Origin of the sequence: Mycobacteroides franklinii, from assembly GCF_002013895.1 — a bacterium.
Lineage (GTDB): Bacteria > Actinomycetota > Actinomycetes > Mycobacteriales > Mycobacteriaceae > Mycobacterium > Mycobacterium franklinii.
On sequence record NZ_MAFQ01000005.1, the window covers coordinates 599,438 to 613,288 of the forward strand.

At 66.1% G+C, this 13,851-nt stretch carries 10 protein-coding genes; 6 read left to right on the forward strand and 4 right to left on the reverse strand.

The features are described from left to right. The first annotated feature begins 1 nt into the window (after position 1). Positions 2 to 415: an MmpS family transport accessory protein gene (locus B4393_RS09790; protein WP_078333935.1), complete on the forward strand. Its 414-nt coding sequence runs from the start codon at positions 2 to 4 to the stop codon at positions 413 to 415. Here B4393_RS09790 and B4393_RS09795 read toward each other — a convergent pair. Then, on the reverse strand, positions 405 to 1,304 hold the full coding sequence (locus tag B4393_RS09795; protein WP_070939222.1) for an alpha/beta fold hydrolase: 900 nt from the start codon (positions 1,302 to 1,304) through the stop codon (positions 405 to 407). The two genes, B4393_RS09790 and B4393_RS09795, sit on opposite strands and share 11 nt — an antisense overlap. 32 nt (positions 1,305 to 1,336) lie before the next feature. Between B4393_RS09795 and B4393_RS09800 the strand changes: the two genes are divergently transcribed. The 5 genes from B4393_RS09800 to B4393_RS09820 all read left to right on the forward strand — a co-directional run bounded on the left by B4393_RS09800 (position 1,337) and on the right by B4393_RS09820 (position 6,685). Then, on the forward strand, positions 1,337 to 2,044 hold the full coding sequence (locus B4393_RS09800) for a L,D-transpeptidase family protein (RefSeq protein ID WP_165611536.1): 708 nt from the start codon (positions 1,337 to 1,339) through the stop codon (positions 2,042 to 2,044). A gap of 43 nt (positions 2,045 to 2,087) precedes the next feature. Further along, the gene (locus tag B4393_RS09805; protein ID WP_078333936.1) at positions 2,088 to 2,765 is read left to right on the forward strand and encodes a L,D-transpeptidase family protein; all 678 of its coding nucleotides are present in this window, start codon (positions 2,088 to 2,090) and stop codon (positions 2,763 to 2,765) included. 51 nt (positions 2,766 to 2,816) lie between these two features. After that, positions 2,817 to 3,386: a dCTP deaminase gene (dcd, locus tag B4393_RS09810; RefSeq protein WP_070938140.1), complete on the forward strand. Its 570-nt coding sequence runs from the start codon at positions 2,817 to 2,819 to the stop codon at positions 3,384 to 3,386. A 116-nt stretch (positions 3,387 to 3,502) separates the two neighbouring features. After that, positions 3,503 to 5,212 carry a DUF7159 family protein gene (locus tag B4393_RS09815; protein WP_078333937.1) on the forward strand — a complete coding sequence of 570 codons (1,710 nt, stop codon included), beginning with the start codon at positions 3,503 to 3,505 and terminating at the stop codon, positions 5,210 to 5,212. Positions 5,213 to 5,344: 132 nt separating this feature from the next. Beyond that, a complete protein-coding gene (locus B4393_RS09820) occupies positions 5,345 to 6,685 on the forward strand; it encodes a UDP-glucose dehydrogenase family protein (protein ID WP_070938142.1) in 1,341 nt (446 codons plus the stop codon). 80 nt (positions 6,686 to 6,765) lie between these two features. On the opposite strand, the gene B4393_RS09825 is transcribed toward B4393_RS09820, so the two are convergent. From B4393_RS09825 to iniR, 3 genes are all read right to left on the reverse strand, one after another. Next, positions 6,766 to 8,076 (reverse strand): pyridoxal phosphate-dependent aminotransferase, encoded by a 1,311-nt coding sequence (locus B4393_RS09825; RefSeq protein ID WP_078333938.1) that lies wholly within the window; start codon positions 8,074 to 8,076, stop codon positions 6,766 to 6,768. Positions 8,077 to 8,083: 7 nt separating this feature from the next. Then, on the reverse strand, positions 8,084 to 11,116 hold the full coding sequence (locus tag B4393_RS09830) for a (Fe-S)-binding protein (protein WP_078333939.1): 3,033 nt from the start codon (positions 11,114 to 11,116) through the stop codon (positions 8,084 to 8,086). Between the two features lie 158 nt (positions 11,117 to 11,274). Next, on the reverse strand, positions 11,275 to 13,653 hold the full coding sequence (gene iniR, locus B4393_RS09835; protein WP_078334016.1) for an isoniazid response ATPase/transcriptional regulator IniR: 2,379 nt from the start codon (positions 13,651 to 13,653) through the stop codon (positions 11,275 to 11,277). Between the last annotated feature and the right edge of the window lie 198 nt (positions 13,654 to 13,851).

Below are 13,851 nucleotides of genomic sequence, written 5' to 3' on the forward strand. Positions count from 1 at the left end.
CATGACCGTCCGCCAACTATTCATCGCGTCTGCCACGGCCTCCGCCTGCGCGCTCGGCTTCCCGGCGGCGGCGCACGCAGATGACAAGACGGTGACCTACGAGGTTGTCTCGACCACCGTCTCCACGGCGAACGTGCAGTACTGGGACGGCACCGAGATGCAGCCCGCCGATGGCGTCACCCTGCCGTGGAAGGTCGACGCGACCGTCGGCGATCTGTCCCGCGGTGCCAAGACCCCCAACCACGCTGAGGTCAAGGCCAACTGGACTTCTACCGCCGACCCCGACTCCGCGGTGACGGTGCGCATCTACCTGAACGACAAGGTCGTGTGTCAGAGCGTCACAGGCACCGGCGAGGCCGACTGCAACTACGCGACCTTCTCGACGTACCTGGACACGGCACCGCCTAAGTCGTAACCCTGTCGATGTGCTCGAGGAAGTGCGTGAGCACCTCCTCGGGCGCCTCGATCTGTGGCCAGTGGCCGATGTTGTCGTCGAGTAGCACCACATCGGGGTCGTGAATGACCTCGAGATAGCGCTCGGCCATGTGCAATCCGGAGTTCGGATCAATCGGCCCGTCGATCATGCGCATCGGCACGGCGGTTTCGCGCATGGCCCGCACCCACCGGCTCCGGTTGTCGTAGCGGTCGTTGATGAAACGGCCCACCTGATGAGTGACGCGGGCGCCGTCGTTGTACTCCAGCACCTGCTGGAAAAGCGACAGCAGCCGCGCCGAGGGCTTGGTGTCGGGGCCGAACATCTCGCTCACGGCGGCGTCCATGATCCGGCGCGTAACCGGCGTGCCCTGGAACCGGCTTACCAAGTCGCCCAAGGGGGTTCGTGACATCAACGTCTGCGCGATGCGGGGCCGGTAGGCCTCGATGAACAGTCCACCGTTGAGCCAGGTCACCGAATCGATGGGCACCCGGCCGCGCGACTGTTGCTCGAATTCGAAGCGCGCCAACATCTCCTGGCCCACGGAATTCCCCAGATCATGGGTGAGCAGGTGAAACCGCTCGATGCCCAGATATGACAGCAGCGCCTCATGCATATCGGCGTGGTCGAGCACCGAGTACCCGTACTGGACGGGCTTGTCGGAAAACCCCATACCGATCATGTCCGGTGCGATGACGGTGAACCGCTCCACCAGCGTGGGCCAGATGAGGGCCCAATCCCACGAATTGAAGGGATACCCGTGAACGAGCAGCAAGGGAGGCCCGCTGCCCTCGATCCGATAGAAAATATCGAATCCCAGATAGTCGAAGTAATGCCCGGCGGCTTTCCAATCTTCGAGCTCAGCGTCCATGGCCGAAATATACCGATCGGTCCGTGGCATAACTGTGTCCCAACCTTGAAGGATTCGAGAACAACATCGGCCACCATGGAACCGTGTTCCGTCTTCTGACGCTGCCGTGCGCGGCCGTACTCGCCCTGGCCACCGTGCTTGTCTGCACACCCGCCGCCGCAGACCCCTTCGTGCCCTGGTTCGCCCAGTCCGTCGGAAACGCGACCCAGGTGCTGGCGGTCAACGGTGCGGGCGGCTCCAACGCCAAGATCGACGTGTTCCAGCGCAGCGGCAACGAGTGGCAGGCCGCATCCACCGGAATCCCCGCACACGTCGGATCCGCGGGATTCATCGACAAGGCCCGAGAAGGGGCGGCGGCCACCCCCAACGGGGTGTACTCCCTGGATTTCGCGTTCGGCACGGCGCCGCCCCCGCCGAGCGGGTTGCGCTATCTGCAGATCGGGCCCAACGACTGGTGGGACGGCGACAGCAGTAGCCCCACCTACAACACCCACCAACAGTGCGCCAAGGCTCAGTGCCCCTTCAACACCGCCGAGAGCGAGAACCTGCAGATCCCGCAGTACAAACACGCCATCGCCATGGGTGTGAACAAGGACAGAGTCCCCGGTGGCGGCTCTGCCTTCTTCGTGCACACCACCGACGGCACCCCCACCGCGGGCTGCGTATCCCTCGACGACGGCACACTGGTCAAACTGATCGGCTGGCTGCGTCCGGGCGCCGTGATTGCTATTAAGGGTTAGTTACTAACAAGCGATTTCCAGGTTCACCCGTCACCATGGATGCATGTCCCCGATCCGTCTGCTGTCGCTAGGCGTTGTGCTTCTCGCCGCGGCCTGCGGGGTTCGGGCCGAGAGCGCCCCGGCCGCGGTGTTTCCGGCCGCCGCATCACGACCAGCCCCGCCGTGGTTCGCAGACTCTGTCGGGACGGCAACCCAAGTCGTCGCAGTGCAGGGGACAGGCGGCACCAAGGCGGTCATCGAGACATGGCAGCGGACCGGTGATTCCTGGGAACCCGTTGAGCGCAACCTTCCTTCCGACATCGGCTCGGCCGGATTCACCGACACCGCCAGCGACGACAATCCGGCGACCCCGACGGGAGTCTTCACCCTCGACTGGGCATTCGGCACCGAACCATCCGTCGCGCATGGCCTGGACTACTTGCAGGTCGACGGCGACGATTGGTGGGACGGTGATCCCGCCAGCCCGAACTACAACACCCACCAGCGCTGCGCGGAATCCGCGTGCTCCTTCGACACATCCCTGAGCGAGGAGCTCAACGGCTATTCACGGGCCATCGTGATGGGCGTCAACAGCTCGCACACACCCCGCGCGGGCTCGGCGTTCTTCGTGCACGGGACCGACGGCGGCCCCTCGGCCGGATGCGTGACACTCGACGATGCCGCGCTCGTTCGACTCATCGGCTGGCTGCGGCCGGGAGCCGTCATCGCCATCAGGCGGTAGGCGCCCCGCCCGAACCTCGTCGCGTAAGCAACCCCTCGGTAGGCTCGTCGCGTGCTGTTGTCCGATCGCGATATCCGCGCCGAGCTTGACGCCGGGCGCCTCGGCATCGAACCCTTCGACGCCGCCCTCATCCAGCCATCCAGCATCGACGTTCGGCTCGACAGCCTGTTCCGGGTGTTCAACAACACCCGCTACACGCATATCGACCCCAAACAGCGTCAAGACGAGCTGACCAGCCTGGTTGAGCCGGGCGAGGGCGAACCGTTTGTGCTGCATCCCGGCGAGTTCGTGCTGGGATCCACGCTGGAGATCTGCTCCCTGCCCGACGACTTGGCCGGACGGCTGGAAGGAAAGTCCTCATTGGGTCGCCTGGGCCTGCTGACCCACTCCACCGCGGGATTCATCGACCCGGGTTTCTCCGGGCACATCACGCTGGAGCTTTCGAACGTCGCCAACCTGCCCATCACGTTGTGGCCGGGGATGAAGATCGGGCAGCTGTGTCTGCTCCGACTGACTTCTCCGGCCGAGCACCCATATGGAAGCGCCGGGGTAGGGTCGAAGTACCAGGGGCAGCGCGGTCCAACCCCGTCGCGCTCCTACCAGAACTTCATCAACCCCTAGCCGGGGTAACGCGGTAGCGCGCCGGCCCGATACATAATCGGCAATGACTCGAACTTTTTGACGGCCTTGGCGCGTTTGTTCGTGTGACCGTGTCGATATGTAGCGGAGGATCTGACGTGGACGTCGTACTTGGTGTCTCGATGACACCGACGACTGCCCGGCTGGTACTGGTCGAGGGCGCAGGTGCGGACGGCAGGATCGTCGACACCGACACCATCATCGTCTCCGATGGCGAAGGCACCGCCTCCGATCAGGTGCTTGCCGCCATCGTCGGTACCCGCGACGGCATGCTCGACGGGGGCCACAATCTTGTGTCCACCGGTGTGGTGTGGAGCGACCACGCCGAGGCTGCGGTGCTGCGCGACTCGCTGGCCAGCCGGGGGATCGACGGCGTCGAATTCTTCTCGGCCCTACATGCCGGTGGTGCGCTCGCCAAGGCCGCCAGTAGCGTCACCGGATACGAAAAGTCGGCGCTGCTGGTCATCGAACCGGAAAACGCGACGCTCGCGGTGGTCGATTCCGCAGACGGATCGATCGTCGGTCTGGCCAGCGAGGCGCTTATCAACGGCGTGACCTCGGGTGTGCTGGCCAACCTCGTCAACCCGCTCAAAGGCAAAGAGAACGCCCCTGACGGCGTGTTCTTGCTGGGCCTGGGCACCGACGTCTCGGACCTGGCCGATCCGCTGGGCGAGGCCATCTCGCTGCCGGTGAATTCCCCGGACCAGCCCGAGCTGGCATTGGCCCGTGGTGCCGCGCTGGCGTCGGCACAGGAACCCGATTTCGAGGCCAGCACCGCGCTGCTGGGGCAGGCCTACTCGCTGGAAGGGCCCACGGGAACAGGTTTCGCGCACCCAGGCGCCGTTACCGAGAGCACCGAGGAAGCAAAGACCGAGCTGAGCGAATACAGGGACTTCGACGACCAACCCGCGGAACGCAAGCCGTTCTTATTGGTTGGTGCGCCGCTGCTACTGGTTTTTGGCATCTGCTCAATAGCCCTTGCCGTCTCCCTGACGGTGACGGTGCGTTCCACGGTGGACCAAGGTACGTCCTCGCCGGATCGCGCCGTCGTACAGAACCCGATACAGAACCCGCTGCCCGCTGAGGCGCCCAAACAAGCTTCGCCCGCACCCGCGGCAGAGGTACCGGCGCCCATAGTGGCCCCGGCCCCCGTGCAGCAGGTGGTGGCCCCGGCGCCGCAGCACAACGTCGCGCCGCCCAAGCAGGCCCCCGCACCGGTCCAGGCGGCTCCGCAGGCACCGGCACCCGCGCCGGAGGCGCCCGCACCGCCGGCCGCGCCGGCTCCTGCCCCCGAGGAGCCCGCACAGGTGGCACCCGCGCCGGCCGTCGTACCCGTCCCGATTCCGTTGTTCCCGCCGTCGTGGGAACAGCCGAGGCGCCAGGAGAATCCGTGGTGGCCGCGCAGTCGCCCGGAGTACACGCAACCGCCCCTCATTTCGATTCCTGGCTTGCCACCCATCGGCGGCGGTAATTCCGATGGCGGTTCGCGTGGCGGATCACGCGGTGGCTCTGACAGGGATTCGGACAGCGGCCGCGGCGGTTGGGGCGACAGTGGGGGCTCTCGAGGTTCCGACGGCGGATCCTCGCGCGGCGGCTGGGGCGACAGCGGTGGCTCCCGGGGTGGCTCCGACGGCGGATCCTCGCGCGGCGGCTGGGGCGACAGCGGTGGCTCCCGGGGTGGCTCCGACAGCGGCGGCTCCCACGGTGGCTGGGGCGGCAACAGCGGCTCTCACGGCGGCGGCTCGTACGGCGGTGGATCCGGCGGCGGCTCCAACTCGGGTTTCCCCTGGTCGTTTGGCGGGCGTTAATCCCTTATTCACCAGCGTGATTGAGCTCCTTGTGGCAAGAAAAACGGGGCTCCGCCCGCCGTACACCCTGCGTTAGGACACCGATGGGGCGGCGTATCCAGGTTGCTAACCCTGGCGGCCTATATAGGCAGTATGAGATGCACTGTATTCGGAACCGGTTACCTCGGAGCCACCCATGCTGCGTGCATGGCCGAGCTTGGTCACGAGGTGCTGGGCGTCGATATCGACCCGGGGAAGGTCGCCAAGCTTTCCGGTGGTGACATCCCGTTCTACGAGCCGGGCCTGCGAAAGATCTTGCAGAGCAACATCGCCGCCGGGCGGTTGCGCTTCACCACGAGCTACGCCGAGGCCGCCGAATTCGCCGACGTGCACTTCCTGGGTGTGGGAACGCCCCAGAAGAAGGGTGAGTACGGGGCGGACCTGTGCTACGTCCACTCGGTGATCGACACTCTGGTTCCGCTGCTGTCCCGGTCAGCGGTGATCATCGGTAAGTCGACCGTTCCGGTCGGAACCGCACGCGAACTGAGCCAGCGGGCAGCAGGATTCGCGGCCGACGGCGTGGATGTCGAGGTGGCCTGGAACCCCGAGTTCCTGCGCGAGGGCTATGCCGTCAAGGACACCCTGCACCCGGACCGCATCGTGCTGGGTGTGCAGCGCGACTCCGACCGCACCGAGAAGCTGGTCCGCGAGCTGTATGGGCCGATCCTCGACGAGGAAGTGCCCTTCCTGGTGACCGACCTGGAAACCGCTGAGTTGGTCAAGGTTTCGGCCAATGCCTTCCTGGCCACCAAGATCTCGTTCATCAACGCCATCTCCGAGGTATGCGAGGCGGTGGGTGCCGACGTGACCACCCTGGCCGACGCCCTGGGCTACGACCCGCGCATCGGTCGGCGATTCCTCAATGCGGGCCTGGGATTCGGCGGGGGATGCCTGCCCAAGGACATTCGGGCATTCATGGCGCGCGCGGGCGAGCTGGGAGCCAGCCACGCCCTGACCTTCCTGCGCGAGGTGGACAGCATCAACATGCGGCGGCGCACCCGGATGGTGGAGCTTGCCACCAAGGCGTGCGGTGGATCGCTGCTTGGCGCCAACATCGCGGTGTTGGGCGCGGCGTTCAAGCCGGAGTCCGATGATGTTCGTGACTCACCGGCGCTGAACGTCGCCGGGCTGCTGCAGCTCAACGGAGCCGCCGTCAACGTGTATGACCCGAAGGCGCTGGATAACTCGCGCCGGCTGTTCCCGACGCTCAACTACGCCACCTCGGTGCTGGAAGCCGCCGACCGCGCCGACGCGGTGCTGCTGCTCACCGAGTGGCAGGAGTTCGTCGACTACGACCCCGACGAGCTGGCCAAGGTGGTGCGCACCAAAGTCATTGTGGACGGGCGTAATTGCCTAGACGCCGCCAAGTGGGTCAACGCCGGATGGCGGGTGTTCTGCCTGGGCAAGCGCGTGGAAGAGCTGACCCACACCTGACTCGATCTGCGCCGACACGCCGTGATTTGCGCGACGCACTCGCGAAACGCGTCAAAAACCGGAGTGTCGGCGGAGGGCGCCTACTGGCGGTAGCTTGCCAGGAAGTTACCCAGCCGCTCGATGGCTACGGCAAGGTCGCGGGCCCACGGCAACGTGACGATTCGAAGATGATCCGGCTCAGGCCAATTGAACCCGGTGCCCTGCGTCAACAGGATCTTCTCGTTGAGCAGCAGATCCAGGACAAGCTGGTCGTCATCGTGGATGTGGTGCACTTCAGGATCCAGGCGTGGGAACGCATAGAGCGCGCCCCTGGGCTTGACGCAGGAGACACCCGGAATCTCGTTGAGCTTCGTCCAGGCCACATCCCGCTGCTCCAGGAGGCGACCGCCGGGGAGTACCAGGTCGTCGATGCTCTGATGTCCGCCCAGGGCAACCTGAATCGCGTGCTGGGCAGGCACATTGGGGCACAGTCGCATGTTGGCCAGCAGGTTGACGCCTTCCAGCAGGCTGGCCGCGTGGTCCTTGGGGCCGGTGATGGCCAGCCATGCCGAACGGTAGCCGGCTACCCGATACGCCTTGGACAGACCATTGAAGGTGAAACACAACAGATCCGGCGCCAACGATGCGACGCTGATGTGCTCGGCATCGTCGTAGAGGATCTTGTCGTAGATCTCGTCGGCCAGCAGCAGCAGCTGATGCTTGCGCGCCAGTTCGACCATCTTCGTGAGGATCTCGCGGGTGTACACCGCGCCGGTCGGGTTGTTCGGGTTGATGATGACGAGGGCCTTGGTGCGCTCGGTGATCTTGGATTCGAGATCCTCGATATCCGGCATCCAGCCGTTGGTCTCATCGCACAGGTAGTGCACTGCGGTGCCGCCGGCCAGCGAGGTCGCGGCCGTCCACAGCGGGTAGTCGGGTGCCGGGATGAGCACCTGGTCGCCGTTGTCGAGCAGCGCCTGGGTGGTCATGGTGATCAGCTCGGATACCCCGTTGCCCAGGAAGACGTCGTCCACATCCAGGTACGGGAACCCGTCGACCAACTCGTAGCGGGTGACCACCGCACGCCGCGCGGGCAGGATGCCCTTGGAGTCGGAGTAGCCCTGCGCGTAGGGCAGCGCCTGGATGATGTCGCGCATGATGACATCGGGCGCCTCGAAACCGAAGGGCGCCGGGTTGCCGATATTGAGCTTGAGGATGCGGTGCCCCTCCGCCTCCAGCCGGGCGGCCTGCGCATGTACCGGACCCCTGATTTCGTACAGGACGTCTTGCAGCTTGGTGGACTGCGCAAAGACCCGTTGATGCTGGCGCGGCGAGAGGCCGGGCACGCGCGGGGGCACGTCAGTCGGCAAGTTATCGGTACTCACGGTCTCAATGGTGGCATTGCTGTCCAGCCAATATCTAATTTCGGCGGCCGGGGCGGCGTGCTCCCGGGGCCATACCCAGGCCCTTTACCGGTGGCTCCGGCACCGCAGAGGTCTCGTCCTTCGGTGCGAGTGCGGCCGGTTCCACGGGCTCCGGTGCGGCGGCGGGCTGTGCCGGTTCCGGAGTTGCTTCCGCAACGGGAGCAGCAGCGGCGGCGGGAGCATCCTTCTTGGCGCCGGGACGTCGTGCGCCGGCGGCGATGCCCAGGCCCTTGACCGGGGGTTCCGGAGCGGCAGGAGCCGCGGGTGCCTCCACCGCCGGGGTGGCGGGTGCCGCAGGAGTCTCGGCTGCCGGAGCTGCCGTGCTGGTTTCGGGGGCGGCCTTCTTGGCGCCGGGACGCTTTGCCCCGGCCGCCATCCCCAGACCCTTGACGGGCGGCACCGGGGCAGCAGCTGCCGCCGGCGCCTCGGACGCCGGTTCGGACGCCGGAGTCGGGGGAGCGGCCGCAGGTGCTGCGCTCTTGGCGCCGGGACGCTTTGCCCCGGCCGCCATACCCAGACCCTTGACCGGCGGTGCGGCCGCAGGAGCTGCGGTGGTTGCCTCGGCGGTGCTGGTTTCGGGGGCGGCCTTTTTGGCGCCGGGACGCTTGGCTCCCGTTGCCATGCCCAGGCCCTTCACCGGCGCTGCGGTGGTCGCTTCGGCGGCGGGTGCGGCCTCGGCGGGTGTCGCTGAAGCCTTCTTGGCGCCCGGTCGCTTGGCTCCGGTGGCCATGCCCAGGCCGGAGACGGGCTTAACCTCCGCGGCGCTGGTTTCGGCTGCGGCCGCCTCGACCTTGGCTGCGGCCGGCGCTTCTTCCTCGGCTGGTGCGGGCTCGGGCTCGGCGACCTTGGTGGCAGCTCGCTCGGCTGCCGCTGCTGCGGCAGTTCCCTTGGCGGGCAATGCTTTCCGGACGTCCTCGGTGCGGCCGACGGACTCGAGTAGCAGCTGTGCGACGTCGACGACCTCCACGGCGGCGGAATCGTCGCGTGCGGTCACACCGTCGGTGAGCATCACACGGCAGAACGGGCAGCCCGTCGCGATCTTGGATGCCGGCGTGGCCAGGGCCTCGTCGACGCGGTCGATGTTGATGCGCTTGCCCAGCTGCTCTTCCATCCACATGCGGGCGCCACCGGCGCCACAGCACATGGAACGCTCGCCATGCCTTGGCATTTCGGTGAGTGCGGCACCGGAAGCGCCGATCAGCTCACGCGGCGCGGTGTACACCTTGTTGTGGCGGCCCAGGTAGCACGGGTCGTGGTAGGTGACGTCTTGTGACACCGGGGCAACGGGGACCAGCTTCTTGTCGCGTACGAGCCGGTTCAGCAGCTGAGTGTGGTGCACCACCTGGTAGTCGCCACCGACCTGCGGGTACTCATTGCCGAGCGCGTTGAAGCAGTGCGCACAGGTCACCACGATCTTGCGCTGCTTCTGCTCGACACCCTCGAACACCGAATTGAGCAGCTCGATGTTCTGCATGGCCAACTGCTGGAACAGGAACTCGTTGCCCGCGCGGCGTGCGGAGTCACCCGTGCACGTCTCGTCGGCGCCCAGCACCAGGAACTTCGTCCCAGCCAGGGCCAGCAGCTCGGCGACGGCCTTCGTGGTCTTCTTCGCCCGATCTTCGTAGGCGCCGGCGCAACCGACCCAGAACAGGTACTCGAAATCGGCGAAGCTGTCGACGTCCTGGCCGAACACCGGGACGTCGAAGTCGACTTCTTCAATCCAGTTGAGGCGGTCCTTGGCGTTCTGCCCCCAGGGGTTGCCCTTGTTCTCCAGGTTCTTGAACAGACCCGCGAGCTCGCCGGGGAACTCCGACTCGATGAGCACCTGGTAGCGGCGCATGTCGATGATGTGGTCGACGTGCTCGATATCGACGGGACACTGCTCGACGCACGCACCGCAGGTGGTGCAGCTCCACAGCACCTCGTGGTCAATAACAGCTCCGTCGGCACCCACCAAGGCACGCTCGCCCTCGGCGATCTCGGCCTCGCTCAGCTTGGACTTGTCCTCACCGGCCAGCAGGTAGGGCGCCTTGGCGTACGTGTGGTCACGCAGCGAGGTGATGAGCAGCTTGGGGGACAGCGGCTTACCGGTATTCCAGGCGGGGCACTGGCTCTGGCAGCGACCGCACTCGGTACAGGTCGTGATGTCCAGCAGGTCCTTCCAGCTGAAGTCTTCGACCTTGCCGGCGCCGAACGCGTCGACGTCGGGGTCGGCGCTTTCCATCTCCAGCACCTTGCCGCCAGACATCATCGGCTTGGCCGCACCCAGCGCCACCGAGCCGTCGGCGTTGCGCTTGAAGTAGATGTTGAAGAAGGCCGCGAAGCGGTGCCATGCCACACCCCAGACCAGCTTGCGACCGACCAGGAGCAGGAACAGGCCGCCGGAGACCATCTTGATGAACGCGAAGATGGAGACCATCAACGGGCTCGCGGGCAGCAGCTGCGCGACGTTCATGGTGAAGAAGTCCGATGACGGGTGCCCGCCGCCGAAGGTCGAGATCTTGCCGGACTTGACCAGCACCATGCCCAGGCCCTCGACCAGCACGATCATCTCGATCGTGTATGCGGCGAAGAAATTGGAGCCACCGAAGCGCGACAGTCGTTCCGGTTTCCGCGGGTGGTTGAGCTGCCGAATGATGATCAGGGTCACGATGCCAATGACGGTGCCGATACCCAGGATCTCGTCCCACAGGTGCCACAGGAATGTGTCGCCGATGATCGGCCAGTGGAACTCGGGGTTGAAGGTCTGTCCGTAGGACTCGAAGTACAGCGGGAAGCCGCCCAGGAATCCGACCATGACCAGCCAGTGGGCCCAGCCCACGGTGCGGAACTTGTTCATCCTGGTGTGCGCGACCACCTCGACGATGACGGTCTTGACACGCGGGACGATCGGACGCCAACGAGTCCGGTCGGGCTGGCCCGAGAGAACGACGCGAATCATTTTCACGACGCCGCCGAAGAACGACCCCCAGGCAACCAGGCTGAAAATGACGCCGATGGTGCCCAGCGTGATTGTCGCTGTACTCACGGTACTGACCTCCCGGTCCCGATAAGTTACCCGTCAGTAATAAGTGTAATGTTACTGGTGAGTAACTTGTGTCCGATGCCAGGTCATCGTCGCATTGACAGGGTCGAAAGTCCTAGTCAGGCTTACCTAACCCGACCTGTGGGTGAACTTTCTCGCACTTATGGGGCCAAGATTGCCCGCAACATCGAGAACATGTCCGATCGCGATTCGGCGCCGAGGCGACGGCGAATGCGCGCGACGTGATGCTCGACGGTCTTAGCCGAAATGAACAGCTGCGCACCGATATCGCGATAAGGAAGCCCGCGCAGCAGCAGCTCAGCGACCTCACGCTCACGATCGGAGAGGCGAGTGGAGGCCGGGGAATGTGCCGCCGACGTCGGCGGGGAATTTCCATCGGGGCCGTCAGTCGCCGCGGACGGGGTCCGCAGATCGCGAGCCAGCGCGAGCATGGCGGCGGCCACCTTCGGGTCGTTGGCGTGCAGTGCCGCCTGACTGGCCAGGCGGGTGGCGTCCCACCCCAATCCGGTATCGGTCAGCATCCGCGCGGCGCTGTCCACCTCGGCGCCGTCCACCTGGTTGGCGAGCACCCGCAGCCACGTACGCCCGGCGGTCGCCAGGGCGCGTGCGTAGGGGCTGGATCCGGCAGCCGCGGCCAGCGCCTGCCCATGCGGGGCGAGGTTCTCCGGCGAATTGGTCAAAATCGCGGCGTGTACCCCTGCCCACCGCAGGGGCGCAGACCAGGCGATCGGATCGCCGAGCTGCGCCAGAACCGCGAAGGCGCGGTGCACGTGATGCGCCATGGCATCCAGGGTGCGCAGTCGGGCCGCGGCCACCCAGAGCTCACCGACCGGGAGCAATGTGTACACGTCGATGGAATACGCCGACAACGCGTCCATGGAGGCCTGCCAATGCTGGCGCAGTGGACCGGTATCGCCATGGCGTCGGGCGATACCGGTGCGCAGTGACTCGGCGAATAGGCGGTCCCGGCGAGACAGCTCCGCCTCCGCTCCGGGCAGCCATTGAGTGGCGCCGGCCAGATCACCGGACAACATGGCGATCCAGGCCACGAGCAGCCGATGCCGTACTCCGAATACGTCATGAGGTCGATCGGTGCGGATGGCATCGGTGAGAATGCTGCGAGCCCGCGTGGTGTCGCCGCTGTGCAGCATGGTCAGCGCCGCCAGGGCGGCGGTGCTATCCGGGGTAAAGGCTGACGTGGACGGCTGTTGAGTGACGGCCTGCCCCAGCAAGGACAACGCCTCCTGGCTGCGTCCCTCAACGGATGCGATGACGCCCAGAGCCGCATTGCGCATCGCGGTGGCCGACGTCGTGGGCGGGGCAGTCGCATTGTCTTCCAAGGACTTTCGTGCGCTCACCAGCTGCCCCGCACCGACGAACACCGGTGCCGCGGTCAGGGCCGTCAAGCCATCCATATCCGTGCCCAACCAGTTGTACAGCGCGGCGGCCTGACCGGAGTCTCCGTTATGGCATGCGATAGCCGCGGCGATGCGCACGGCCGCGGCCCGCTGCCCGGAGTCCGTGCTGGTGAGCACTTCATCGGCCTGAGCGGCGGCCGCTGCCAGATCGCCAGTGCGAGCTAGGGATTCGGCTAGAGGTACCCGCAGCGGGCCCGGTTCGGCACCCGCGGCCAAGGCGGCGCGGTATAGGTCGGCTGCGCTCAAGGGGTCGGACTCGGTTGTTGCCCAATCCGATAGCAGCGCGGCGATGTTCCGATCGCGCAGCCCGTGTGCAACCAGTGCCAAAGCCAAATCGGTGGATACCGAACCAATCTCGAGTTGCGTGCGCAGCAGCGAGCGTTCAAGGTCGAGATGTCGTGCGGCTCCGAGTAGGCGGGCGGCGCAACCGTGCACCCTTGCTGCGAACGCGACATGACCGGGCCCGGGAACCAGCCCGCTCGCCAAGGCCTCGTCGACCAGGTCCTCTGCATCGGAGAGTGCCAGTGCCGCAGCAATATCGGAGGCCCCGATGCCGGAATCCAACGACATGAGCAGCACGACGGATTGGGCCGACTGTGACAGGCGGCGCAACGTTTCGTCAATGCGAGAATCGATCGCGCGCAGCGCCGACTCAAGTGGATACGGATCGCCCAGATGATCGATGGCTGCCGCCGTCAGTGCCAGCACACCTCCGGAGGCGGCGGCAATCTCATCGGCGAGTGCAGCTGAGCGCGGCACGAGCCGGGCGATATCGCCCGCGTTGACGGGATCCAGAGTGATCGAGGGTGATTCGCGTTCCAAGGCCTGAAAAAGGGCACGCAGCGCGGAGTTGCGCCGGGGTGTGGCGGCCACCACGACGACCGCCGCCGGGTCGTTCTCCACCACTGCGCGCAGGGTATCGAGCTGTCGATCCGTCAGGGAGTCGGCATCGTCGATGACGAAGGGGCCAATGTTCCCACCGGACACCGTTTCCGGGACGTGGTTGACGGCTGGCGAGCCGGCCTTGCTCAACGCCTCGCGAACGCGCGTCAGCACGGACGTCTTCCCGCTGCCCGCAGTACCGCTGATGAGCACCTTCACGGCACCGCCGGCAGACAACGACTGCGTGATAGCCGTTATCGCCGAGGCGATTCCATCGAACGTCCCGGAGAGCCCGTTATCGCGCGGGGTGCTCAGTTGCGCGGACCGATCGGGATCGGGGGCAGTCCCGGGATGGTGATCGCCGGGCGGGGTGTGGACGTGGAGGCGGGCTGGGTCGTGGTGGTCGTCGTCGGTTGG

Bases quoted from the DNA above. Each gene is read 5' to 3' on its own strand.
- B4393_RS09820 (WP_070938142.1), top strand. From the start codon at position 5,345: ATGAGATGCACTGTATTCGGAACCGGTTACCTCGGAGCCACCCATGCT.
- B4393_RS09795 (WP_070939222.1), bottom strand. From the start codon at position 1,304: ATGGACGCTGAGCTCGAAGATTGGAAAGCCGCCGGGCATTACTTCGAC.
- B4393_RS09790 (WP_078333935.1), top strand. From the start codon at position 2: ATGACCGTCCGCCAACTATTCATCGCGTCTGCCACGGCCTCCGCCTGC.
- B4393_RS09805 (WP_078333936.1), top strand. From the start codon at position 2,088: ATGTCCCCGATCCGTCTGCTGTCGCTAGGCGTTGTGCTTCTCGCCGCG.